This window comes from Rhodococcus sp. H29-C3 (genome assembly GCF_030063405.1).
In the GTDB taxonomy this organism is placed as follows: Bacteria; Actinomycetota; Actinomycetes; order Mycobacteriales; family Mycobacteriaceae; genus Rhodococcoides.
Genome location: NZ_JASITC010000003.1, coordinates 189,399 through 214,158 on the forward strand (window position 1 = coordinate 189,399; position 24,760 = coordinate 214,158).

Genomic DNA, 24,760 nt, shown 5'->3' on the forward strand with positions numbered 1-24,760 from the left:
ATACAACTGAGGGGGAGCCGCAATGCGGCTCCCCCTCAGTTGTATAGATCGCAGATCAGCGTCGCCAATCCTCGTATTCATCCTCTTCGACGCGGGTATAGCTTTCCGCGTCCGACGAGGAGGATATGCCGCCCGAGGTAATGCCGCCACGGTGGGATTTGGACGAACCGCCGGAGAGTTCTCTTTGTAAACTCTCCAAGTCCGTTGTTGGAGAGCTGTACTTGAGCTCACGAGCGACCTTTGTCTGCTTTGCCTTAGCCCTGCCTCGGCCCATGGCGTTGCCCCCTCGCGGACTTGCGGGGCGGCCTGGGGAAATTTGGGCGCCCCGTTGGTTTTGGTATTTCTTCCTGGACCACACTCTAGCGCGAGAACGGCTCAGATGCTCATACGCCTCTGGGTGGCATTATTCCTTCTTGTATGTATCACGTGTCCAGAAGTGCCGGTCAGGGCCGCTGGCCTGCGGCAATGCCCGTAGCATCGGTAAGGATCACGAAGACGCATCGCGCCGCAAAAGTGACCTGTCTTCCGGTTATCTCCCGCGGAGCCGATCGATTGCTGCGCGGCCCGCCTGAACGTCGTCGTAGTTCGGAATCGAATCGGGGTCGATCGACGCCGCACACGGACCGACGACCAACTCGGTGCCGGCAGGAATGGTTCGCTTGATCAGAGCCAACGCGATGGGGCCGAGTTCGAAGTGATCGACGACGGTGCCGAGCCGGCCGACGGTACGCCCTCCGGCCGTCACCGGATCCCCGGTTTCCGGCCTGCCGTCGGCAGAACCGTCGAGATGAAGAAGAACCAGATGGCGTGGTGGCCGACCCAGGTTGTGCACGCGCGCGACGGTCTCCTGCCCGCGGTAGCAACCCTTGCTCAGATGCACGGCGCCGAGTTCGGCCACCCCGCCGATCCAACGGACCTCGTGGGGGATCGTCTTCTCGTCGGTGTCGATACCGACCCGCGGGCGAATCGACTCCACCCGTAGCGCCTCGTATGCCCACGTACCGGCAGGGGTCGCGCCCTGCTCGCGCAACTTCTTGAACCACGCGGTCAGCGACGTGCGCGGGACGAGTAGGTCGTACGCGTTCTGGCCGGGCCACGGCATCCGTCGGATGAACCCGCCACCTTCGAGGGGGAGTGCGGCATAGACGTCCTCGGGGGTCGGCAAGCCGGCAGCCTCGAGGACTCGATGCGCGTCCGAGCCCAGCACGCTCGAGACTACGAGCTCGTCTCCTTCCCGAGGCTCGGCTTTGGACCAAAACACCATCTTCTTCAGGAACGCGAGGAGATCGGGCCCGTTCGCGGCCTCGGTGTCGATCCACGTGATGCCGTCGAGATCGGTCTGTACGAAGTGATGTTCGACGCGTCCGTTGATGTCCAGACTCAGGTTCTCTGCCGACGTGCCGTCGGCCAGGCCCAGCACCTGTTGACTGGAGATCGTATCGAGCCAGGTCAGGCGCTCTTCCCCGCTGATCGCTATGACGAAGCGGTTGGAGCGGTCGATGACTGCTGCAGCAGATGTCGCGTCTCGTTGCTCACCGAAGGGATTGCCGTAGTGCCAGGCCACGGCGCGGTCTGCAGAGTCTTCGGGCGAAGGCACAGCGCCGGGGAGAGTGAGAAGTGGGCTCGGGTCGATCGGGGCGGTATCGGGCACGTCTCCCATAGTAGGAGCATCTGGCAGGAGTGCAGCCTGCGGAGCGACCCGATCTGGCAGGAGTGCAGCCTGCGGAGCGACCCGATCTGGCAGGAGTGCAGCCTGCGGAGCGACCCGATCTGGCAGGAGTGCAGCCTGCGGAGCGACCCATCTGGCAGGAGTGCAGCCTGCGGAGCGACCCATCTGGCAGGAGTGCAGCCTGCGGAGCGACCCCACTAGGCTAGGCGCCATGTCAGACCGTGTAGTAGTGACCCTCGATGGGCAAGTTCACGACGCAGATCAACCGCTTCTGTGTGCCGACGACCTTGCCGCAGTTCGGGGTGACGGAATTTTCGAGACGCTTCTGATTCGGGATGGAGCGGCGTGTGGGGTGGAGAGGCACCTCACGCGTCTGGCTGCCTCGGCGAGGGCACTCGATCTGCCTGAGCCCGACCTGGACGACTGGAGGCTGGTTATCGGCCTTGCGGTGGACGAGTGGGAGCGCAAGACGCGGAACGAGGGTGCACTGAGGGTGGTGTTGAGCCGTGGCCGGGAGAGTGGCGGTGGCCCGACAGGTTACGCGACCGTGGGTCCACTGAACGAACGGGTCGCGAAGGCCCGCACAGAAGGGGTGTCGGCTATCACCCTCGGTCGCGGGTACTCGGTGGATTTTGCCGCGGCGGCGCCGTGGCAGTTGATGGGTGCCAAGACGCTGTCGTATGCGACCAACATGGCTGCGTTGCGATATGCCGCCCAGCAGGGCGCCGACGAGGTGATTTACACCAGCAACGAGGGGCAGGTCCTCGAGGGTCCGCGGTCCACAGTGGTCATCTCCCGCGGTAAGACACTGATCACACCACCGGTCGAACACGGGATCTTGGCCGGAACCACTGTCGACGCTCTGTTCGACGTCGCGACCGCAAAGGGATACACCTGCGAGAAGTCGAACATTTTTCCCGCGGATCTGATTGCTGCAGAGGGTGTTTGGTTGATCTCGAGTATCACGCTCGCGGCGCGTGTCGTCACCCTGAACGGTGTCACACTGGGCACCCCTGAGAGCGCCGACGACATCCGTTCGATGGTCGATTTCGCGATCGAACGTGGGGAGGGTGACACTGTCGACGCTTGAGCTACTACTCCGCGTAGTAGTAATCTAGGATTCGCTGCAACAAGCCCGCGTCAGCGGTAACTTCAGTTACCTGCCCGGGGGGCGGGAGAGTCGGAGTCGTCATGGATACCTTGGACATTTCGAGGTGGCAATTCGGTATCACCACCGTTTACCACTTCATTCTCGTTCCGCTGACGATCGGTCTTGCCCCGATCATCGCCGCGATGCAGACGATGTGGGTGATCACCAAGAAGGACTCCTGGTATCGACTGACCAAATTCTTCGGAAAACTCTTCCTCATCAACTTCGCGCTCGGTGTCGCAACCGGCATCGTCCAGGAGTTCCAGTTCGGCATGAACTGGAGCGAGTACTCCCGCTTCGTCGGTGACGTCTTCGGTGCACCGCTCGCGCTGGAAGGGCTCGTCGCGTTCTTCCTCGAGTCGACCTTCCTCGGACTGTGGATCTTCGGATGGGGCCGGCTGCCCAAACTCGTTCACCTGGCCACGATCTGGCTCGTCGCTATCGGTGTCAACGCCTCCGCATTCTTCATCATCGCCGCCAACTCGTTCATGCAGCATCCAGTCGGTGCGATCTACAACGAAGAGACCGGTCGCGCGGAACTGACGAGTATCTGGGAACTGCTCACCAACAACACCGCCCTCGCCGCATTTCCGCACGCCGTCGCCGGTGCATTCCTGACGGCTGCAACATTCGTCGCCGGGATCTCGGGCTGGTGGATGGTGCGCGAGGCACGCAAGGGCAGCGACACCAACTCTCGGAGCATGTTCCGACCGGCCGCTCGAATGTCCTTCGTGGTCATGATCCTGTCCGGCATCGCGCTGATCTACACCGGTGACGTCCAGGGCAAGCTCATGTTCGAGCAGCAACCCATGAAGATGGCCTCGGCGGAATCGCTCTGCCACACCGAAACCGATCCGGACTTCTCGATCCTGACCGTCGGCACTCACAACAATTGCGACGGCGTCACCCATGTTCTCGAAGTGCCGTTCGTGCTGCCCTACCTTGCCGAGGGGCAGTTCTCCGGAGTAACCCTGCAGGGCGTCGAAGATTTACAACTTCAGTACGAACAGCAGTACGGGCCGGGCAACTACCGACCCAACCTGTTCGTCACCTACTGGGCTTTCCGCGCGATGATCGGCCTGGCTGCGGGCTCGGCACTGCTCGCGATCGCCGGACTCTGGGTGACCCGAGGTGGACGCGTCCCGAACCAGCGCTGGTTCTCCTGGCTGAGCCTCGCCGCGATCCCGACGCCGTTCCTGGCCAACAGTGCCGGCTGGATCTTCACCGAAATGGGACGTCAGCCGTGGGTTGTCGCTCCCAACCCGACCGGCGTCGATCGAATAAGACTCACTGTCGATCAGGGAGTGTCCGATCATCCGGCCTCCCTCGTCGTTGCCTCGCTGGTGACGTTCACGGTGGTCTACGCAGCTCTTGGCGTCGTGTGGTTCTACCTCCTCCGCAAATATGTCGTAGAAGGCCCGCTCGAACACGATCAGCACCCGCCGGGTAGCGATCAGGACGATCCGACGGATGACGATGCTCCGCAACAACTCTCGTTCGCGTACTGAGGGGAACGATCATGGGACTTCAAGAATTCTGGTTCGTAGCGATCGCAGTGTTGTTCACCGGCTACTTCGTCCTCGAAGGTTTCGACTTCGGCGTCGGCATGCTGATCCCGGTCTTCGGACGGGCATCGGATCCGAAAGTCGGAGAACGCAGGCGTCGCGCAGTTCTCAACACCATCGGCCCGGTGTGGGACGGAAACGAGGTGTGGCTCATCACCGCCGGAGGTGCACTGTTCGCGGCATTCCCGGAGTGGTACGCAACCCTGTTCTCCGGGTTCTACATACCGCTGCTGCTGATCCTCGTCGCGCTCATACTGCGGGTCTGCGCCATCGAGTACCGCGGCAAAATCGACGACCCGGTGTGGCGACGACGCTGTGATCTCGGCATCGGTATCGGATCGTGGATACCGGCCGTGCTGTGGGGCGTCGCGTTCGCCAACATCGTGCGCGGAGTGGCGATCGACGAGAACAAGAAAGTGACCGCCGGGTTCTTCGACCTGCTCTCCCCGTATGCCCTGCTCGGTGGCGCCACGATGGCTCTGGTGTTCGCGCTGCACGGAGCAGTGTTCATTGCGCTCAAGACTGCAGGCGACGTGCACGAGGACGCGGTCAAAATGGCGGTACGGCTATCTGTTCCAGCCGTCGTGGTCGGCGGTGCCTTCGCCCTGTGGACCCAACTCGCCTACGGGACGGGATGGACGTGGATCATGGTCGGGATCGCCGCTCTCGCGCTGATCGCCGTCGTCGCTCTCACCGCCAAGGTGCGCGAGGGCTGGGCATTCGTGTTCACCACGATCGCCGTCATCGCCGTCGTCGTACTGCTGTTCGGATCACTGTTCCCCGACGTGATGCCGTCCACGACGGATCCTGCGTTCAGTTTGACCATCGAGAACGCGTCGTCGAGCCCGTACACGCTCAAGGTGATGACCTGGGCAGCGGCCTTCACCGCACCGGTCATCATCGGATATCAGGCGTGGACTTACTGGGTATTCCGCCAGCGCATCTCCACCGCACACATCCCCGACTCGATCGGATTGTCACTCGGTCGCAAGTCATGACAGTCACCGCCGCGCCGCGCCGCGGCCCGATCGACCCTCGGTTGTGGCGATACTCGCGATCGGCGCGGCGGTATTTGCTGTCGACAGTGCTTCTATCGCTCGTCGATACCGGGGCGATCATCGTCTCCGCGGTCATGACAGGCACAGTGCTCGCGGGTGTCATCACCGATCCCGCAGCACGATCGATCTCGCACTGGTCCGGGCAGTTGGCAGTTCTCGCCGGAGCCATCGTGGTCAGAACTACCTCGACCTGGCTGCAATCGCGCTACGCGCATCGTGCGGCCTCGCGCGTAGTCGAAGAACTCGAGAACGACGTCCTCGCCGCCGCGTCGAACAGTGATCCACGTCGACTCGATTCCGAGCGCGAAGGCGTCGCGACGGTCGTGACCAGGGCTTTGGGCGGCCTCGCTCCCTACCTGACCGGCTACGTGCCCGCGCTGATCCTCGCGGGAACGCTGACGCCACTGACGCTCGTGGTCATCCTGACCGAGGATCTGACATCGGCAGTGATCATCTTTGTCACGCTTCCGCTGATTCCGATCTTCATGATCCTGATCGGCCTGCTGACCAAGGGGAAGGCAGAGGCGACGCTCGAATCGATGACGCGACTGTCTGCCCAACTACTCGACCTCATTGCCGGACTTCCCACGCTCCGTGCACTTGGTCGTGAACACGGGCCTGCAGCGCGGGTCCGGGCACTCGGCGAGGCACATCGCCGCGCAACCATGCGTGCACTGAAGATCGCGTTTCTGTCCTCGATGGTTCTCGAACTGCTTGCCACTCTGTGTGTAGCTCTCGTCGCCGTGAGCATCGGACTCCGACTGGTCTTCGGGGACATGGCTCTCGAGGCCGGCATCATCGCGCTGGTACTCGCACCCGAGGTGTACGTTCCGCTACGCCGGGTAGGGGCCCAATTCCACGCCGCCGAGGACGGCGTCGCCGCGTCGGAGAAGGCGTTCGGCGTGCTGGACGATCGCCCGGCGGAGAGAACGGGGGCGCGATCGATTCAAGCCCGTGGCGCACGGCTGGAGCTTGCTTCGATTTCTGTCGATGCGCGTGGCGGCAGCGCCCCACACCGACTCGACGCCGTATTCGAACCAGGCACCGTGACAGTGCTGGCCGGTGCGAACGGGGCAGGAAAGTCGACGGCGCTGAGCGTGATTCTCGCGCTGACTGCGCCCGACGAAGGCACGGTCACCGTCGGCGGAAGAGACTTGACCGACGTCGATGTGCATTCCTGGTGGCGTCAGATCGCATGGCTCCCACAGCGACCCGTCCTTCTTCCCGGCACTCTGGAGAGTAACCTCCTGCTCACCGGGACATGGCCCGATCCCCGGGAGCTCGACAGTATTTGCGCAGCAACAGGTTTCGATCAGGTTCTGGCAGAGTTACCGCTCGGATGGCAGACCGTCGTCGGTGCCGGAGGTGTCGGGCTCTCCCTCGGACAGCGCCAACGCCTCGCGCTGACACGAGTCCTGACCTCTTCGGCCCCGGTGCTTCTGTTGGACGAACCCACGGCTCACCTCGACGCGACCCACGAAGCGACAGTACTGAAAACCATTCGTCGCCTCGCCGACGAGGGCAGAACCGTCGTAGTGGTCGGTCACCGTCGTTCGGTTCTCATCAGTGCCGACACGATCATCGAAGTGCAGGCACGCCATGCTCGTTGACCTTCGGCGCGCTCTGGAACTTCTCGAACTTCGTCCGTCTCGAGTCGCCATGTCCGTGGCGGCAGGGGTCGCGACCTTGGGCAGCGCACTGACCCTTGCGGCAGTATCGGCCTGGCTCATCACCCGCGCTTGGCAGATGCCACCGGTGTTGGATCTGACGGTCGCCGTCGTAGCGGTTCGAGCACTGGGCATTTCGCGCGGCGTATTCCGATACCTGGAACGCCTGGCTACCCACGACACCGCCCTGCGCGGAACGACGTCGGCGAGAACTCGTCTCTACGAACGGCTCGCCGCAGGCAATCCGGCCGCAGCTGCGGGATTGCGTCGCGGCGATCTGATGTCGCGCACCGGCAACGACGTCGACGTGCTCGGTGACGTCGTGGTGCGTGCGATCGTGCCGATCTGCGTATCGATAGTTCTGGCGATTGCAGCTGTCGTGGTGTTGGCGTTCGTCTCGCCGGCTGCAGCACTGATTCTGTTGCTGGCTCTCGTGGTCGCCGGGGTACTCGCGCCCTACTGGGCGGCGAGATCTGCCGTCATCGCCGAGTCCGAGGGCATTTCGGCCCGGTCGGAGTTCAGCGAAACCGCCGTCCGCGCCCTCGATCACGCCGGGGAATTGCGGGTCGCCGGACGATTGGACGAGACCCTCAGGGATGCTGCCGAAGCCAACCGCGAATCGGTGAAGGCCCGCGACCGAGCGGCACTGCCTGCAGCCTTCGCCGACGCGGCATTACCTCTCTCCATCGGTGCGGCGGTGCTGGGCTCCCTGCTGGTCGGTATCTCGTTGTACGGCAGCACGGGCGGAACAGCTGGTGGTATGACGCCGATGGCGTTGGCGATCATCGTGCTCGTGCCGCTTTCCGCCTTCGAGGCGACCTCTGCCCTGCCTGGTGCTGCCATTGCACTGACGAGGGCCCGCATTTCGGCGTCACGCATCGTGGAGCTGCTGGACGCTGCGGATGAGGCCGCTCCGCAGACAGTGAATGATCTGGACTCGCTCACCGACCGTGTCACTGCGAGAAACTTGCGGTGCGGCTGGCCGGGGTCTTCCTCGACTACGGTGCCGGTCGATCTCGATGTCGGTCCCGGAGCGAGGGTAGCGATCGTCGGTCCCAGCGGTATCGGTAAGAGCACTCTCCTGATGACGCTCGCGGGACTGCTGCCACCGATCAGCGGCACCGTCGAGGGCTCCGGCGCCCGTTTCTTCGCCGAAGATGCGCACCTGTTCGACACCTCGATTCTCGAAAACCTGAGGGTGGCACGCGGCGACGTGCAGTCGGACGAGGCGGTCGAGACGCTCGACCGAGTCGGCCTCGGCGCCTGGATCTCCTCGCTCCCGGACGGCATCGACACGCCACTTGTCGGCGGTGCGCAGGCCGTGTCCGGAGGACAGCGTCGACGCATTCTGCTGGCTCGGGCGCTGTTGTCCGACGCGCCGATCCTGCTGCTGGACGAACCGACCGAACACCTCGACGACGACGGGGGAGCGCAGCTCCTGCGACGGCTCCTCGACCGCTCCGACAGTATCGTCGACGGGAATCGTGCGGTCGTGGTGGTGACGCATCAGCTTCCGGCGGACAACCACGCTGACCTGGTCTTGGACCTCGGCGTTGCCGACAGAAATATTCCTTTGCCGACTTCGGAATCACGGCGTACTTTGTTGAGTACACGGGAGAGGAGGTGGTCTGACGTTGAAGAACTCTAGGACACGTGAGGTGGCTGTCAGCTAGCCGCAACCGCTGACGGATTCACTTTTCGAAGACCGCGCGAGCGGCAAGCGAATCCAAGGCAGCTGCCCGGCCCCCGAGCCCTCGGCCTTATCCGGCCGAGACCTGAAAGCAGGTATGGCTCGGGGGCCGTTCGCGTGCGTGGGGACCCGATTGTCGAGACCGAAGAAGATCTCAGCCGATATAGCGGACGAGGCGAGCAGACAGCCGCGGTGCTAGCTCTCCGTCGGCGTCGATGCGTTCCTCGACGTACGCGAGGTCGGCGCCATCGACGATGCCGTAGAGCCGCTTGGCGCCACCGACGAGAGCACCCGAAGTGGACCGGATGACGACATCGGTCGCCAGTTCCCACGAAGTCTGATTCAGCGCGTGCCCGTAATAGAGTTCGACGACGCCGGTGCTGTGCGTCAGCAGAAACTCGATGACCTCCGGTGTTTCGCCGCCCTTGACGTCATCGCCGGTGATCCGCCAGAAGCCGGTTTCGCGAAGGTCGGGGTGCGCGTAGTTTCCGTCGGAGTCGAGACGCCACGAGCGAGATTCCCAGCTGAGGTAGGCACCGCCGTCGTGTGAGACCACGATTTGCTGCCCGAACGGGTACTCCTCTCCCGACTCAGGATCGCGTCCCTCACCTTCGCCGCGCCAGACGCCGACCAGCGGAAGCAGCGCAAGCATCGCTGGATTCAGTTCGGGTCCGAGGCGAAGGTTGGCGGTGTCCTCGGGGTGCGGAAGATCCGGCAACGTCGGAATGTTGCGTGCCGACGCTGCCTCGAACTTCTCGGCAGCTTCGGCGATCGCATCATTAGCGGACCGTGTGGTCTCGCCCGACCCGTCGGCTGCGCGCTCGGTCACGATTCTTCGGTGACCAAGCGGTAGACGACGTAGAGCGAGAACGCGATGATGGCTACTGCAGCCAGTGCCAGCAGAAGCTCGAAGAAGATGACCACGACGCCGAGTTTAGACCCACGCTATCGACTCTGCAGAATCGCGGTCACGACAACGCCGAAGTCGATAGTGCGATCTCCCAGTATGGGGCCCCTGACATCGGGGATTCACACTCTGTAGCAAACGATGGGGGCTCGGCACGGTACCTTCTCCAGTGTCTGTCGGGCGTTGTACGCCCGACACCTTTTGTCTGGTCGAAAGCTGTCTCGAAGTGTGCTGGAGAGGATCTCGAATGCGTCGCCGAACACGCGCGGGCTCGATATTGACGAAGTCCGCGACGCTGGGGGTGGCGTTGCTCCTTGCAGTTCCCGCGGCCGCGGCCGCATCCCCGGAATCGGGTTCGTCCACGACGGGGTCTGCCGGCATGCCCTCGCCCGAAGAAGACGGCCCGAATATCGACCCGAACAACTTTGCCCTGGAATGCCCGGACATTCTGATGCTCGCCGTGTCCGGCGCCACCGACTCGGACACCGATCGTGATCCGCTGAACGAAGAACCCCGGTCGCCGATGGCCAACTGGGTGGGCAACGTGACGCTTCCTGTCGGCCAGGCCGGCGCGAACAACCCGGGATCGGTCGGCTGGCTCTACGTCCCGTATCCATCGACGTACGGAGTGGGATTCCTCTCCGACGTACCCACGTATCAAGAATCGGTTGCCGCAGGCGTTGCCTCGACCAACCGTCTGCTCGACGAGTACAAGAACAAATGCGGCGAGAACACCAAGTTCGTCCTCCTCGGCTACAGCGTCGGTGGCGAGGTGGTCGAGCGGGTCGCGATGGAACTGGGCCACCGCGCTCCCGATGCGCTCGTCACGGGCGAAGACATCGCCGGTGTTGCACTCTTGGGGGATCCTTACCGACCTGCAGGCGTACCCAATATCGACGAGCCGGGCCCGACACGCGGTGGGTTCCAGTCGCCGGAGGCCAAGGACTACGGCACGCTGAACGACAAGATGACATGGGCTTGCCGACCCTACGATCTTGCCTGCGACGCTCCCGAGAACATTCTCGCGCTGCAACTGGCACTCGGAGTACTCGGACAGATGCGGCTGACGGTGATCGACCCCGTCCAGTCCGTCGCCGACTTCGCCCGCACGGTGACCTCCATAGCGACCCGCACGATCGTCGATATCGTCACCCAGAAGGACTGGGTCGGGTCCGAAGAGACGCTGCTCGAAGTGCTTCTCAAGGTTTCCGATCAGACCTACCAGGTCGACGAGGGGAAAGCCCGTGCAGATCTGACCCCCGAGCGTCTACGCGAAGACCTCGATTGGGCGATGGGGCCAGGAGCCGAGACGGTGCGTGCCAAAGTGCGTGCCGAAGGCGAAGGTCTGGTGGAGAACAACAAGGGAATAGTCGATGTCCTCATCGAGCCGTACATATTTCTCGGATTTCTCCAGCACCTGTTGTACTGGAACAACAATCCGAAGGACGGCCGCGCGTGGGAGAGCGAAAAGATTGTCGCCTGGGTGACGGATCTGGCCGAAACGGAACGCGAGAAAAAGGGCGTCGACGATGCACCTCTGGCCACCTCCGAGGTCGATCCCAACCCGGCTCCGGATGCTGCACCGGTACCCGAGGCATCGCAGGAACCGAATCCGCAGACACTCCCGACGCCCGGAACCCTCACTCGTGACACCGATCTGGGAGCGCTGCTCGATTCCTTCGGCGTAGCGCTACCGCCAGGTGTCTTCCCACCCCAGTACTCGACGGTTCCCGAGCCGACCATTGCGCCGTCGATCGAGATCGTGCCGCAGAACTAGGACACACACGAAAGAGCCCCGCATCGAAGAAGAATCGATGCGGGGCTCTTTGGTGTTCTGAGAGAAATCAGGCTCCGACGGTCACATTCGCCGAGTGCACGCCTGCACCTTCCGGGGTGATCACCGCGTCACCGTTGCCGGACGAGGACAGTGCACGCAATGTCCACCGGCCGGGCGCTGCGAAGAACCGGAAGTCTCCGGTTCCCGACGCCACTACCTCTGCTGTGAACTCGCCGGTGCCGTCGAGCAAACGCACGAATGCGCCGCCCACAGGCTCACCGTCGGTGGCAAGAACACGACCGGTGATGACGGTCTCCTTCCCGACATCGACGCCTGCCGGAATCGTTTGGCCTTGAACGGGTGCTCCGCACATGATCAGTGAACCTCCAACTCGATGGGTGCTCCGACGAGGGAGCCGTACTCGACCCAGCTGCCGTCGTAGTTCTTGACGTCGGACTTGCCGAGAAGTTCCTTCAAAACGAACCAGGTGTGGCTCGAGCGCTCGCCGATGCGGCAGTAAGCGATGGTCGCCTTGCCCTCGTCGTAGCCCTTTTCCTTGTACAGCGCCTCGAGGGCGTCGTCGTTCTTGAACGTGCCGTCCTCGTTGGCAGTGGTGCTCCACGGGATGTTGATCGCAGAGGGCACGTGTCCGCGCTGCTGCGCCTGCTCCTGCGGCAGGTGCGCCGGCGCGAGGATCTTGCCGGAGAACTCGTCGGGGGAGCGAACATCGATGAGGTTCTTGTTGCCGATGGCGTCGATGACCTCGTCACGGAATGCGCGGATCGACAGGTCAGGCGTTTGTGCCCGGTACTGCGTCGTGTCCCGAGTGACGATATCGCTCGACAGTGGACGGCCGTCGAGTTCCCACTTCTTACGGCCGCCGTCGATGAGCTTGACGTCGTTGTGGCCGTACAGCTTGAAGTACCAGTACGCGTAGGCGGCGAACCAGTTGTTGTTACCGCCGTACAGCACGACGGTGTCGTCGTTGGCGATTCCCTTCGCCGACAGGAGATCGGAGAACTGGTCCTGGCCGAGGAAGTCGCGGCGAATCGGGTCCTGCAGGTCCTTGCGCCAGTCGAGTTTCACTGCGCCTTCGATGTGACCGCCGTCGTAGGCGCTTGCATCTTCGTCGACCTCGACGAAAACGGTCTTCGTGGCGTTCAGGTTCTGCTCGGCCCAGTCGGCAGAGACCAGGACGTCGGAGCGGGCCATGGGTTTCCTTTCGGTGATGGATATCTGAGGGTAGAAATTGTGTCGGTCGGTGATGGATGGGTGGGTAGGTAGGTAGGTATGTCAGGTGCGAGCGGCGTGCGATCGCGCTCGCGCCACGAGGGGATAGATCTGGCAGCCGAGACACAAGGCGAAGGCCGCATTGAGGAAAGCCGCGAACAGTGCGAAACCAGTGGCCACAGCGCCGAGAGTTGGTAACCCAGCGGCGAAACCGATGACACCGGCGGCCGCGAACAGGAAGCCGACGAGCTGCGCGAACCTCAGTGGTGGCGTCGGCTCGCGTTCGCTGGTCGGTGACAACCTGGGTGCGAGGAACAGTCCGAACAGTCGGCCGTAGGGGCTGCGCCGCGGACCGAAGGCGGCGCCGATCGCGAAGACCACGGCCTGAGCAGCCAGAAGGACTGCCGCGGCAACAATGGAGAAGGACGACAACAGAAGAACTACGACGAGCACGGCGGTGGTGATCCACGCCGCGAATCGTGGGCCACGGGCATCGACTTGTTCGACTGCGGAATGTAGGTCGGTAGACATCGTGAAGGTGCTCCTGCACTGGATTTGTTGACGGAGTCGGGTGTCGAGGCGGGTCCGATCTACGGAACCGGCATATCTGCAGAGGGGTAAAGAGGGATCTACCCGTGATCGGCTGAAAGCTTCCCGGAGTGCGCACCAACAGCACCGGCGGAACGAGGGATCAGCAGCAGCGACAGCAACAACCGCCCAGTCGGCACAGGTCTACCGTGCGACGACTGGTGAGCAACAGCTCATGGCGGGACAACACATCGAACACCCTACCCCGAGAACTCCGACCAGCAGAACTACAGGTCGAGCAACGCAGCCTTCAGGGCGGCCGCTTTCGGGACTCCGGCAATCCGAACGCGCTGGTTCAGCTGCCAGTCGAGAACGAAAGTCGTGGGAAGCGACAGAACCCCCAGCTCCCGAGCGAGCGCCTGGTGTTCGTCGATGTCGAGTTCGAGCTCGGTGGGACCGTCCAGTTCGGTGAGTACCTGACCCACCACGCGTCGCACAGCACTACAGGGGCCACACCAGTCAGCGGAGAAGTGCAAAACCGTCGCGTGCCCCGAGACCGCACCGGCGTCCGTCAGCATGGCGGTCAACAGTGGGGAGGTTCCCTCCGTGGCGGCATGCCTTACCTTTCCAGCGCGTGAGGTGAGAACGACGCCGACCACCGATGCAGCAACCAGTACGACAACGAGAATTGTGATTCCGGTCATGACTTTTCGATCTCGTCCAAGTCGATCGTCACATTCTCCGCCGAGCCTTCGATCACGATTTGCGAACCCTCCGCATAGACATCGGTCGGGAGCACTCCGAACGGAAGCGTCTGGCGATCGATCGTCTTGGTGAACAGACCGAGCACAGCAGACTTCGCGAAGTCGGGGATCGTGAAATCGGCACTGCCCTCGGGGCCGAAGTAGAAATCGGTCGCGACGATGCTCACCCGATCGCCATCGAGAATCAGATCTGCCTGGACGCTGACTTCGGTCTCGACCGGGCCGACCGGAACGGTGCCGGTGAGCACGACTCCGCCGTTCGTCGTCTTTCCGGACCCACCCGAACCGCCCGTTCCGTCCGACTTGTCGGCGGGTGGAGCAGAAACCTGCAGGTCGACGATGTCGAGGAAGCGTCCGAGGTCCGTCGCTTCGATGCGCACCCGCCCGTCCAGTTTATCGACGGGAACGGTCTGAACCGACCCGTCGGCCAAGTCCGACAGGGGGATCGACACGCCCCGCAGATTGGCTTCGATCGTCGTCGACCCGACGTAATCGTTGGGGACGTCCTGTGCTCGGACCTCCACGTTCTGGTACTTGCCTTCGGCGGCCTGGGTCAGAAACGGGAAACCGTGGATCGTGACCTGAGGGTCGGAGGTAAGGTCCCCGCCCTCACGAATTGCGCGCGAGACGCGGTACTCGGAGTAGGCCGCAACCCCGAAGTCGACGACGAGGGCGAGTGCCAGCAGACTCACGAGACCGATGATCAGTTTGCGCATGGGGACCATTGTGACCGACGGATCCGGGGCTGCGTTGGACGGTGGTCCCCGTGGGCAAGTTAGTCTTACCCCCTGAGAAAGCCGTCGGCTTCGCTCCCGAAGACGGCGTCCCGCCGAGAATTCGACTCAGTTCGATATCGGCACGACAGCGGTAAGAATAGAGGCTGTGTGGAGCTCCTGCTTCTGACCTCCGATCCGAATCCAGAGGCCGTCCTACCGTCGCTTGCGCTTCTGTCGCACCATGTGCGGCCTGTTCCCACCGAAGTGTCCTCGCTGCTGGAGGCAGGTTCCGCTGACATTGCCCTGGTGGACGCGCGCACCGATTTGGCCGCCGCGCGCGGATTGTGCCGGTTGCTGGGCAGTACCGGCTCGGCGATCCCGGTGGTCGCCGTACTCACCGAGGGCGGTCTGGTGGCCGTCAACTCCGAATGGGGCCTGGACGACATTCTGCTCCCCGGCACCGGACCCGCCGAGCTCGATGCCCGTCTACGTCTGCTCGTCGGACGTTCCGGGGGAGTGGCAAGTCCGGAGGCATCGGGGAAGATCACTCTCGGCGAACTCGTCATCGACGAGGGCACTTACACCGCGCGACTGCGCGGACGCCCCCTCGATCTGACGTACAAGGAGTTCGAACTCCTCAAGTATCTGGCTTTGCACGCCGGACGAGTGTTCACGCGTGCACAGCTGCTCCAGGAGGTGTGGGGATACGACTTCTTCGGTGGCACTCGAACCGTGGACGTGCATGTTCGACGCCTCCGCGCGAAACTCGGCACCGAGTACGAGTCGCTGATCGGCACCGTTCGCAACGTCGGATACAAGGCGGTGCGCCCTTCTCGCACCACAAAGGGTGGGCCGGTATCAGCAGGTCATGAAGACGATGGCGAAGACAGCCCCGAGCTGACCTCGGTCCACGGCACGACACATGGAAGCACGGCTCAGTAGATGACCCCCTCGTTCGAAATCTCCCGACTCGACTCCGCCGCGATGACCTCGGAGGTGTCCGAGGCCGTCAAGAACGTGGTGTCACGTGCCGCTGTCACCGACGGCACCGCACCCCTGTCGGAACAGGCAGTCAAAGCACTCTCGGCGGACAGTTCGGTGCAGCATCTGATTGTTTCCGAGAGCACTCGTATCGTCGGCTACGCGGGCATCGCAGCTGGTTCGGCCGAGGCTCCGTCGATGGCCGAAGTCGTCGTGGATCCGGAGTTCCGCGGTCGAGGCGCGGGTCGAAGCCTCGTCGACCGTGCACTGTCCGAGGGGGGCGACGGAGCCAGAGTGTGGGCCCACGGGAACCTCGAACCCGCACAGGCGGTCGCCGCCCGACTCGGCTTGACGGTGGCGCGCGAACTGTTGCAGATGCGTCGCCCGACGGCGACGCCGGAACTGCCCGAAGTGGTTGTTCCGGAAAGCATCACGCTGCGCACCTATGAAGGACCTCGCGACGATGCGGAACTTCTTCGCGTCAACAGTGCAGCGTTTGCCTGGCATCCCGAACAAGGTGGCTGGACCGCGAAGGACATTGCCGATCGCCGCGACGAAGAATGGTTCGACCCAGCCGGGGTGTTCCTTGCTTTCGAAAAAGACACCGATCATCTGCTCGGGTTTCACTGGACGAAGGTGCACGCCGCCGAGGCAGGCGAAGACGAGATCGGTGAGGTCTACGTCGTCGGTATCGACCCGGCGTCGCAGGGGCGTGGTCTCGGTCGGGTTCTGACCCTGGCAGGCCTGCACTACCTGCGCGAGCTACAACTTGCCGAAGTGCTGCTCTACGTCGAGGCGGACAACACCGCTGCAGTGCACACCTACGAGCGTCTCGGTTTTTCGCGATTCCACGTCGACGCCGCCTACTCGCGTCCGTAAACGGACAAATGCCCACTCTGTTCATTCGCCGTTCACTGTTTCGGGGGTAGCTGTCAACCGGCCCCCTCTACGTTTTGCTGTGGGTAGCGCCGACGCTGCCCTATCAGCGACAACGGCAACAAGAATCCTCGGAGGAAACGGTGAACCTCAAGCGCAATGCTGCTTTGATCAGCGCAGCGGCGATCAGTGCCATGCTGCTGACTGCGTGCGGCAGCGACTCGAACATCGAAGCGGCATCGGGGACCACGGCCGCAACATGTGAGGGCAAGTCACCGCTGACCGGTGAAGGATCCTCTGCTCAGCAGAACGCGATGTACAACTTCACATCCGTCTACGCGGGCATGTGCTCCGGCAAAGCCGTCGAATACACGACAAGTGGTTCGGGCAACGGCCGTACCCAGTTCGTTGCCGGCCTCGTCGACTTCGCAGGCTCGGACTCGGCCATCAAGGAAGAGCAGGCTGCCGCAGCCGCCGAACGATGCCAGGGCAACCCCGCTTGGAATCTCCCACTCGTCTTCGGCCCGGTTGCTATCGCGTACAACCTCGACGGTGTCGACAACTTGGTGGTGACCCCCGAGCTCGCGGCCCGGATCTTCACCGGCCAGATCACCACCTGGAACGACCCGGCGATCGCCGCTGTCAACGAAGGTGTCTCGCTACCGTCCACGCCGATCATTCCGGTTTATCGGTCGGACTCTTCGGGCACCAGCGACAACTTCCAGCGGTTCCTCTCCGCCTCTGCTCCGCAGGCGTGGACACTCGACCACAGCTCCGACTGGGCAGGTGGCGTCGGTGAAGGCGCGAACGGTTCGTCCGGCGTCGCCCAGGCAGTTGCTGCGACCCCAGGCTCGATCACGTACGTCGAGAAGGGCTTCGCCGAACAGGAGAACCTCGGCACCGCCGACGTCGACTTCGGGAACGGACCTGTCGAACTGAGCAGCGAGACCGCGGGTAAGGCCATCGATACAGCTGAGTTCTCCGGTGAGGGCAACGACCTCGTCATCGATATCGACGCCCTCTATGCGAGCGACGTCGAAAATTCCTACCCGCTGGTTCTCGCTACCTACGAAGTTGTCTGCTCGAAGGGTTACGACGCCGACACCAGTGCAGCGGTCAAGTCCTTCCTGCTCAGCGCAGCGAACGAAGGCCAGCAGGGTCTCGAACAAGCAGGCTACGTCCCGCTGCCGGAGTCCTTCAAAGAGCGTTTGGTCACTGCGATCGATGCGATCGCCTGATTCAATGAGACGAGTGCCTGTGCCGATGTCGTGGATCGATCTCCTCGACATCGTGCAGGCTCCGTCCTCGACCACCACACGAGAGACGTGAGCGGTATGAGAGACACCAACTCGATCACCGGCGTTACGTCCGCGGATGACACCACCGCGACCGGGGCGCCCCGGAACACGGAAGAGTCCATTCAATTGCCGGACAAGAAGGCCAAGGGCGGTACCGTCACTCGCCCTGGTGACCGCATCTTCGCCACCCTTGCCAAGGGCTCGGGTGTCTTCATCATCGTGCTCATCGCCGCCATCGGACTGTTCCTGCTGTGGCGGGCGATCCCGGCGCTGCAGAACAACACGGTCAACTTCCTGACGTACAACGGTAGTTGGAGTACCTCGGACACCTCGGCCATGGTGTTCGGAATCCGGGACCTGTTCCTGGTGACCGCGACCGTGTCGATCTTCGCGCTGATTCTGGCGATGCCGGTCGCGCTCGGAATCGCGGTCTATCTCACCAACTACGCGCCGAAGAAAGTGGCGGGCCCGCTGGGTTACGTCATCGATCTGCTTGCTGCAGTTCCGTCGATAGTCTTCGGACTCTGGGGCCTGTACGTGTTGGCGCCGGCCATCAGCCCGTTCGCCGAATGGCTCAACACCAACCTCGCCTGGTTTCCGCTCTTCGCCACCGGTTCGGTATCGATCGCCGGTGGAGGCACCATCTTCACCGCCGGCATCGTCCTCGCCGTCATGATCCTGCCGATCATCGCGGCAGTGACACGTGAAGTATTCGTCCAGACGCCGAAAGGGCAGATCGAAGCGGCCCTCGCGCTCGGCGCAACACGGTGGGAAGTCGTCCGAACCACCGTCATTCCATTCGGAAAATCTGGATTCGTCAGCGGCTCGATGCTCGGGCTCGGACGCGCACTCGGCGAGACCATCGCGCTCTACATCATCATTCGCAGCACACAAGCGACCTTCGGATGGACACTCTTCGACGGCGGAAACACCTTCGCGACAAAGATTGCACTCGCGGCAGGTGAGTTCAACAACCAGCTCCAGGCGGGCGCCTATATCGCGGCGGGCCTCGTTCTCTTCGTACTCACCTTCGTCGTCAACGCGGGCGCTCGCGCCGCCATCGCCGGAAAGAAGGCCTAGGCCATGACCGCAACGCTGGATCGTCCGGTCAAGGAAAAGACCTTCAAGGGCGTCAGTGCTCGACGTAAGTTCGCCAACGGATTCGCGACCGTGCTGGTCAGTCTGGCAGTACTGGTCGCGCTGGTTCCGCTCATCTGGGTGCTCTACACGGTGATCTCGCGCGGCATCAGTGCAGTGGTCGCACCAGAATGGTGGATGAACTCGCAAGCAGGCCTCACCCCGTTCATCGCTGGTGGCGGCGCCTATCACGCCATCGTCGGCACGCTGATGCAGGGATTGTTCTGCGCGTTGATCTCGATTCCGATCGGTGTCTTCGTCGCCATCTACCTCGTGGAATACGGTGTCGGAACACGCCTCGCCAAGGTGACGACCTTCATGGTCGACATCCTGACCGGAGTCCCGTCCATCGTCGCCGCGCTGTTCATCTACACACTGTGGATCGCCACATTCGGCTTCGACCGGTCCGGCATCGCCGTCGCGCTTGCCCTGGTTCTGCTGATGATTCCGGTCATCGTGCGGTCGTCGGAGGAAATGCTGCGGATCGTCCCGCAGGACCTGCGCGAGGCGTCGTACGCACTCGGTGTGCCGAAATGGAAGACCATCGCGAAGATCGTCGTGCCGACGGCACTGTCCGGCATCGTCACCGGCATCATGCTCGCATTGGCCCGGGTCATGGGTGAGACTGCGCCGGTGCTGATTCTGGTCGGCTCCGCTACCGCGATCAACTTCAATTTGTTCGAGGGGCCGCAGACCTCCCTGCCGCTCATGATGGTCGACCTGCAGAAAGCAGGAACCGGCGCACTCACCAGCGAGCGCATGTGGGGAGCAGCACTGACGCTGATCCTGATCATTGCTTTGCTCAACATCGGCGCGAAATTGGTCTCCAAGTTCTTCGCACCCAAGAACTTCTGACCACTGCGCCACCCACGAATCTCCCCGCTCGAGAAACACAGGAGCCGATCATGGCAAAACGTCTCGACCTCAAAGACGTCAACATCTTCTACGGCAAGTTCCAAGCCGTCGCAGGTGTCACCCTCGCGGTTCCTCCGCGTGGCGTGACTGCCTTCATCGGGCCCTCCGGCTGCGGCAAATCCACAGTGCTGCGTTCGCTCAACCGTATGCACGAGGTCACCCCGGGTGCGCGCGTAGAAGGATCAGTGCTGCTCGACGGCGAGGACATCTACGGTTCCGGCGTGGACCCGGTCGGTGTCCGTCGCACCATCGGCATGGTCTTCCAGCGTCCCAATCCTTTCCCGACGATGTCGATCCGGGACAACGTTATCGCAGGCCTGAAGCTGCAGGGCGGACGAAAGAAGAAGGAACTCGACGAGATCGCCGAGCGCTCTCTCAAAGGCGCGAACCTCTGGAACGAGGTCAAAGACCGCCTGGACAAGCCTGGTGGTGGTCTCTCAGGGGGCCAGCAACAGCGACTATGTATCGCCCGTGCCATTGCAGTGAAGCCCGACGTCCTCCTCATGGACGAGCCGTGCTCGGCACTGGACCCGATCTCGACGCTCGCCATCGAAGACCTCATCGGTGAGCTGAAGAAGGACTTCACTATCGTCATCGTCACGCACAACATGCAGCAGGCCGCACGCGTGAGCGATCAGACCGGCTTCTTCAACCTCGAGGCCACCGGTAAGCCAGGCAAGCTCATCGAGATCGACGACACCGAGAAGATCTTCTCCAATCCGACCCAGAAAGCCACCGAGGACTACATCTCCGGTCGCTTCGGGTAGGGAAGTACATGAAAAGAACCCCCGAACGCTGAGCGTTCGGGGGTTCTCCTTGTGCGCGTTCGATACGAGCGAAGGGTCAGCTGCTGGGCAAGTGTGTGCTGCTCAATTCGGTCGGCATCTCACCGGTCGCGAGGAAGATAACTCGGCGCCCGACCTCGACTGCGTGGTCGGCGAAGCGCTCGTAGAACCGCCCGAGAAGGGTGACGTCTACAGCCGCGGCGACGCCGTGACTCCATTCACGATCCATCAGCACGGTGAACAGGTGGCGATGGAGGTCGTCCATCGCCTCGTCCTCCTCGTGAAGCTTGGCGGCGCGCTCGGGATCGCGGGTCTCGAGAACCTCGCGCGCCGATGCTCCGAGTTGGACGGCGATTCGACCCATTTCGGCGAAGTAGCCGTTGACCTCTTCGGGGAGAGCGTTGTTGGGGTGACGACGCCGGGTGATCTTGGCGACGTGCAGGGCGAGCGCCCCCATCCGCTCGATGTCGGCGACGATCTGGATTCCCGATACGACCGAGCGGAGATCCCCAGCAACCGGAGCTTGGAGCGCGAGGAGGGTGAATGCCCTCTCCTCGGCAATGGTGCTCAGTTCGGAGATCTTGTCGTGATCGGAGATGACCTGCTCGGCGAGGAGCAAGTCTGCTTGAAGTAGTGACTGAGTTGCCTTCTCCATCGCAGAGCCGGCCAGTGTGGCCATTTGTCCGAGGGCATCGGCAAGGTCGTTCATCTGTTCTTTGTAGGCGACGCGCATACCTGTGAGTTTAGTAGGTCACACCCATCTGGTCACCGTCGAGAGGGTGAACGGAGCGTGAATGCCTTGCTCAGGCGCAGGTATCGTCGGCGGCGTTCGTGAACGAGAGATCCTCGGGCAACGGCGCGCCCTCGGTCGAACCCTGAACTTGCGTAGCTTCGATCGGCTCACCGAACGCCGTCGGTGCAGTGGTGTACCCGGGATAGTCCGAGCCGAGCACGACCTCGACGATGCTGTCGAGCCCCTGCGCTTGCTCGATGACTGCACCGGGTATCGCCGACGCCACCGTTGCAGCCTCGGATTCCTGGCCCTCCGAGTAGCGGACGACGGTCTGCTTGGCTGTTCCGACGAAGTTGCCGACATCGAGAATCTGGAAACCGTAGGTGGACAGTTCGCTGGACGCAGTGGCTGCCATCCCCACCATCTCGGAAGCATTGGAGACCTGGATCGAGACGGTTGTCGGATCGACTGCCAGCAGCGGCACTGTCGGTTGAATCGACGGCTCCGCGCTGGGCGGCGGATCTTCACGTTCTTCACCGGGCAACGGCTCATCGTTGATGATGGCATCGAAGATCACGGCGATGGCGTCGTCGATCGGGATCTCGTTGCCCCAGTCGTTGGTACCCGAAGTGGGGATCGTCAGAAAGGTGACGGCTCCTGCATCGACGTTCTGCAGAGAACGGCCGAGAGTGACGAGGTCTTTGGTCTTCACGTTCTCGACGAAGGTGTCGCTGGTGAATGCACTGACGAAGCCATTGAGCTTGCCTGGGTCGAGCAGGACCTTGTTCGAGAGCGCAGAGCGTAGGAGGGAGGACAGGAACCGCTGTTGACGCTTGATACGCCCGTAGTCACCGTTGCCCTCGCTTTCTACATTGCGTGCCCGTACGTAGTTCAACGCCGTGCGGCCGTCGATACGTTGCTCCCCAGCTGTTTCCAGCACGGTGCCCAGTTCATAGTCGATCAGGGGCTGCGGCGTGCATACTTCGACACCACCGACTTCGTCCACCATCGATTCGAATCCGGCGAAGTCCATACCGACGAAGTGGCTGATCTTCAAGCCGGAGATCTTCTGGATCGTCTTGACGAGGCACTTGGGTCCGCCGAGCGCATAGGTCGCGTTGAGCTTGTCGCCGTCCGCGGACGGGTACATCTCACCGGTGTACGTGTTGGTGGCGTTGTCGAAGCCCTCGCATTCAGGGCGAACAACGTCCAGGTCACGTGGGAAAGAGACCGCGACGACACGACTTCGATCAGCAGGAATGTTGACCAGCATGACGGTATCCGAGCGAGCGCCTTCGGCATCGGCCACTGTGCCTGCGCCGACCTCGCCGCTGGCACCGGTCCGAGTGTCCGTTCCGACTATCAGATAAGTCTCGTCACCATATTGACCGGCAGCGTCCACGACGTCCGTCGAATCCAGGTCCAGAGCGGCGACCTGCGCAAAGCCTTTGTCGGTGCTACGAAGATATCCCCAGACCATTCCGGTGAGAGCAAGGGCGAGAACGGCGACGAGGGAGACGAATCCGCGGCCGATATTGCGGAGTCGCTTTTGCCGACGCACCTTGCTCATGGCCAAGCGGGTGAGAACCGGGCGATCATCGGCAGCGACGCCGACGGCCTCGGGCAGCGCGACAACCGGGGGTGGGCTCACCGGTGGCGGCGTCGAGTCCTTGATCGGGTCGATCTTTTCCGTGGGGTCTTCGACCTCGGGCCGGCTGGGCCACACGCGCACAGGCGGCGTCTCGGCGGGTGGATCGTCGTCGGCCATCTTGTCCACGAGGTCGGCGACCGATACCGAGTCGGACTTTCGAGAGGAACGCTTACCTGGCCGGTTGAATTTGCCGCTGGGGGTTTCGCTGTCCGTGGACTTGGCGTTCGGCTCGGGCACTCTGCGGTCGGAGGCGGGCGGGGAGGATGCAGACGGGGAGGATGCAGGCGGATTCGGCGGCACCGGCGCACCACTTGGTGACCGAGGCTCGTGTGAGATTCGGGAGATCGGACGCTCCCAGGGAGCTCGTCCTTCGGGCGCAGGTGGGCCCGAGTCTCGATCGTCACCCACGAATGTGAACCTGGCCTTCCGCGTATCTCTCTTGCCGCCGAGTCAGGCGATCCCCGCAATGATACTGAGGAAACCTGTGGGGTCCACTCCCGATCATCGCGGTCATGACTTCGGTCAGCCGCCGGAGTTCATCAAATCTGCCCCGACCGGCACTCGATCGTCCTCGGGGTCGTCGAGCCATCCCTCGGGCAGCGACACAACGCCGGGCGAACCTTGTCTGCCACGTGGGCCTTCGGCATCTTTCGGGAATGCCACCAATGGGTCGAGTTGGCCGAGAAGATCGTCCAATTCGGTCAAGGTCTTCACCAATGCCATCGCCACGCGCAGGTCGGATCCGGCTGGGAAACCGCGCAGGTACCACGACACATGCTTGCGTAGTTCACGAAGGCCCTTGTCCTCGCCATGGTGTGCAGCCAGAAGTTCGGCATGGCGACGAATGATGACTGCGACCTCGCCGAGTGTCGGGGGCGTAGGCTCCGCGTGCCCCGCGAAGCGTGCACTGAGTTCGGCGAACAACCAAGGACGTCCCAGACAACCTCGACCGACGACGACTCCGTCGCAACCGGTTTCGGCCATCATTCGAACCGCGTCCGACGCCGAGAAGATATCGCCGTTGCCGAGAATGGGGACCTCGGTGACGTGCTCCTTCAACCGAGCGATCTCACTCCAGTCGGCCGTTCCCGAGTAACGCTGCGACGCCGTACGTGCGTGCAGCGCAACGGCTGCCGCACCTTCGCCTGCCGCGATCCGGCCGGCGTCGAGATGCGTGTGATGTTGCTCGTCGATACCGACGCGGAACTTGACCGTCACCGGAATCGATGTTCCCTCTGTTGCTTTCACCGCCGCCGCTACGATGCGTCCGAACAGTTTGCGCTTGTAGGGGAGCGCGGCGCCACCGCCTTTTCGCGTCACCTTCGGGACCGGGCAACCGAAGTTCAGGTCGATGTGGTCTGCGAGGTTGTCTTCGACGATCATCTTCGCCGCGGCGTAGGTCGTGTCCGGATCCACGGTGTAGAGCTGCAGTGACCGCGGGGTTTCGGTCGGACCGAAGGTAGTCATGTGCATCGTGGCGGGCTGGCGCTCGACGAGCGCACGAGCAGTGACCATCTCGCAGACATACAGACCGGAAGTACTGCCGGCGCGCGCAATCTCCTGCTCTCGGCACAATGTGCGGAACGCCACATTGGTCACACCTGCCATCGGAGCGAGAACAACGGGACTGTTCAGCTCGAGTGAGCCGATCTGCAATGTCATG

The 24,760-nt window shown here is 62.8% G+C and carries 23 protein-coding genes; 12 read left to right on the forward strand and 11 right to left on the reverse strand.

Features of this window, described 5'->3' with window-relative positions; genetic code table 11:
- Positions 1-55: 55 nt before the first annotated feature.
- Positions 56-274 (reverse strand): DUF3073 domain-containing protein, encoded by a 219-nt coding sequence (locus QMK32_RS08115; RefSeq protein ID WP_269301230.1) that lies wholly within the window; start codon positions 272-274, stop codon positions 56-58.
- Positions 275-529: 255 nt separating this feature from the next.
- The gene (gene ygfZ, locus QMK32_RS08120) at positions 530-1,660 is read right to left on the reverse strand and encodes a CAF17-like 4Fe-4S cluster assembly/insertion protein YgfZ (RefSeq protein WP_283474220.1); all 1,131 of its coding nucleotides are present in this window, start codon (positions 1,658-1,660) and stop codon (positions 530-532) included.
- 220 nt (positions 1,661-1,880) lie between these two features.
- Between ygfZ and QMK32_RS08125 the strand changes: the two genes are divergently transcribed.
- The 5 genes from QMK32_RS08125 (at position 1,881) to cydC (ending at position 8,757) form a co-directional block, all read left to right on the forward strand.
- Entirely contained in the window at positions 1,881-2,759 is an 879-nt protein-coding gene (locus QMK32_RS08125; protein WP_283474221.1) for an aminodeoxychorismate lyase, read from the forward strand.
- 101 nt (positions 2,760-2,860) lie between these two features.
- Positions 2,861-4,327: a cytochrome ubiquinol oxidase subunit I gene (locus QMK32_RS08130; protein ID WP_283474222.1), complete on the forward strand. Its 1,467-nt coding sequence runs from the start codon at positions 2,861-2,863 to the stop codon at positions 4,325-4,327.
- An 11-nt stretch (positions 4,328-4,338) separates the two neighbouring features.
- Positions 4,339-5,382 (forward strand): cytochrome d ubiquinol oxidase subunit II, encoded by a 1,044-nt coding sequence (gene cydB, locus QMK32_RS08135; RefSeq protein WP_283474223.1) that lies wholly within the window; start codon positions 4,339-4,341, stop codon positions 5,380-5,382.
- Positions 5,379-7,052 carry a thiol reductant ABC exporter subunit CydD gene (gene cydD, locus QMK32_RS08140; RefSeq protein ID WP_283474224.1) on the forward strand — a complete coding sequence of 558 codons (1,674 nt, stop codon included), beginning with the start codon at positions 5,379-5,381 and terminating at the stop codon, positions 7,050-7,052. Before cydB ends, cydD begins: the two co-directional genes overlap by 4 nt.
- Positions 7,042-8,757 carry a thiol reductant ABC exporter subunit CydC gene (cydC, locus tag QMK32_RS08145; RefSeq protein ID WP_283474226.1) on the forward strand — a complete coding sequence of 572 codons (1,716 nt, stop codon included), beginning with the start codon at positions 7,042-7,044 and terminating at the stop codon, positions 8,755-8,757. Before cydD ends, cydC begins: the two co-directional genes overlap by 11 nt.
- Positions 8,758-8,953: 196 nt before the next feature.
- Here the strand turns inward: cydC and QMK32_RS08150 are convergent, their stop codons facing one another.
- The gene (locus tag QMK32_RS08150; RefSeq protein ID WP_283474228.1) at positions 8,954-9,628 is read right to left on the reverse strand and encodes a heme-binding beta-barrel domain-containing protein; all 675 of its coding nucleotides are present in this window, start codon (positions 9,626-9,628) and stop codon (positions 8,954-8,956) included.
- Positions 9,629-9,953: 325 nt separating this feature from the next.
- Here QMK32_RS08150 and QMK32_RS08155 point away from each other — a divergent pair, with 325 nt between their 5' ends.
- Entirely contained in the window at positions 9,954-11,483 is a 1,530-nt protein-coding gene (locus QMK32_RS08155; protein ID WP_283474229.1) for a cutinase family protein, read from the forward strand.
- Positions 11,484-11,550: 67 nt separating this feature from the next.
- On the opposite strand, the gene QMK32_RS08160 is transcribed toward QMK32_RS08155, so the two are convergent.
- From QMK32_RS08160 to QMK32_RS08180, 5 genes are all read right to left on the reverse strand, one after another.
- Positions 11,551-11,856 (reverse strand): DUF1416 domain-containing protein, encoded by a 306-nt coding sequence (locus QMK32_RS08160; RefSeq protein ID WP_283474230.1) that lies wholly within the window; start codon positions 11,854-11,856, stop codon positions 11,551-11,553.
- 2 nt (positions 11,857-11,858) lie between these two features.
- On the reverse strand, positions 11,859-12,695 hold the full coding sequence (locus QMK32_RS08165; RefSeq protein ID WP_283474231.1) for a sulfurtransferase: 837 nt from the start codon (positions 12,693-12,695) through the stop codon (positions 11,859-11,861).
- Positions 12,696-12,776: 81 nt separating this feature from the next.
- Entirely contained in the window at positions 12,777-13,244 is a 468-nt protein-coding gene (locus tag QMK32_RS08170) for a DUF4395 domain-containing protein (RefSeq protein WP_283474232.1), read from the reverse strand.
- A gap of 284 nt (positions 13,245-13,528) precedes the next feature.
- Positions 13,529-13,945, reverse strand: a complete 417-nt coding sequence (locus tag QMK32_RS08175) for a thioredoxin family protein (protein ID WP_283474233.1) — start codon at positions 13,943-13,945, stop codon at positions 13,529-13,531.
- Entirely contained in the window at positions 13,942-14,721 is a 780-nt protein-coding gene (locus QMK32_RS08180) for an LmeA family phospholipid-binding protein (protein WP_283474234.1), read from the reverse strand. Before QMK32_RS08180 ends, QMK32_RS08175 begins: the two co-directional genes overlap by 4 nt.
- A gap of 168 nt (positions 14,722-14,889) precedes the next feature.
- Between QMK32_RS08180 and QMK32_RS08185 the strand changes: the two genes are divergently transcribed.
- The 6 genes from QMK32_RS08185 (at position 14,890) to pstB (ending at position 20,695) form a co-directional block, all read left to right on the forward strand.
- On the forward strand, positions 14,890-15,663 hold the full coding sequence (locus QMK32_RS08185) for a winged helix-turn-helix transcriptional regulator (protein ID WP_283474235.1): 774 nt from the start codon (positions 14,890-14,892) through the stop codon (positions 15,661-15,663).
- Entirely contained in the window at positions 15,664-16,581 is a 918-nt protein-coding gene (gene mshD / locus QMK32_RS08190; protein WP_283474237.1) for a mycothiol synthase, read from the forward strand.
- A gap of 140 nt (positions 16,582-16,721) precedes the next feature.
- Positions 16,722-17,816 (forward strand): phosphate ABC transporter substrate-binding protein PstS, encoded by a 1,095-nt coding sequence (gene pstS, locus QMK32_RS08195; protein ID WP_269301214.1) that lies wholly within the window; start codon positions 16,722-16,724, stop codon positions 17,814-17,816.
- A 96-nt stretch (positions 17,817-17,912) separates the two neighbouring features.
- Positions 17,913-18,956 (forward strand): phosphate ABC transporter permease subunit PstC, encoded by a 1,044-nt coding sequence (gene pstC, locus QMK32_RS08200; RefSeq protein WP_269301213.1) that lies wholly within the window; start codon positions 17,913-17,915, stop codon positions 18,954-18,956.
- A 3-nt stretch (positions 18,957-18,959) separates the two neighbouring features.
- Positions 18,960-19,868: a phosphate ABC transporter permease PstA gene (gene pstA, locus QMK32_RS08205; protein WP_269301212.1), complete on the forward strand. Its 909-nt coding sequence runs from the start codon at positions 18,960-18,962 to the stop codon at positions 19,866-19,868.
- A gap of 50 nt (positions 19,869-19,918) precedes the next feature.
- A complete protein-coding gene (pstB, locus tag QMK32_RS08210; RefSeq protein ID WP_283474239.1) occupies positions 19,919-20,695 on the forward strand; it encodes a phosphate ABC transporter ATP-binding protein PstB in 777 nt (258 codons plus the stop codon).
- A gap of 76 nt (positions 20,696-20,771) precedes the next feature.
- On the opposite strand, the gene phoU is transcribed toward pstB, so the two are convergent.
- The 3 genes from phoU to dusB form a co-directional block, all read right to left on the reverse strand.
- Positions 20,772-21,446 carry a phosphate signaling complex protein PhoU gene (gene phoU / locus QMK32_RS08215; protein ID WP_269301210.1) on the reverse strand — a complete coding sequence of 225 codons (675 nt, stop codon included), beginning with the start codon at positions 21,444-21,446 and terminating at the stop codon, positions 20,772-20,774.
- A 70-nt stretch (positions 21,447-21,516) separates the two neighbouring features.
- On the reverse strand, positions 21,517-23,505 hold the full coding sequence (locus QMK32_RS08220) for an LCP family protein (protein ID WP_283474241.1): 1,989 nt from the start codon (positions 23,503-23,505) through the stop codon (positions 21,517-21,519).
- A gap of 114 nt (positions 23,506-23,619) precedes the next feature.
- Positions 23,620-24,759 (reverse strand): tRNA dihydrouridine synthase DusB, encoded by a 1,140-nt coding sequence (gene dusB, locus QMK32_RS08225; RefSeq protein WP_283474243.1) that lies wholly within the window; start codon positions 24,757-24,759, stop codon positions 23,620-23,622.
- Between the last annotated feature and the right edge of the window lies 1 nt (position 24,760).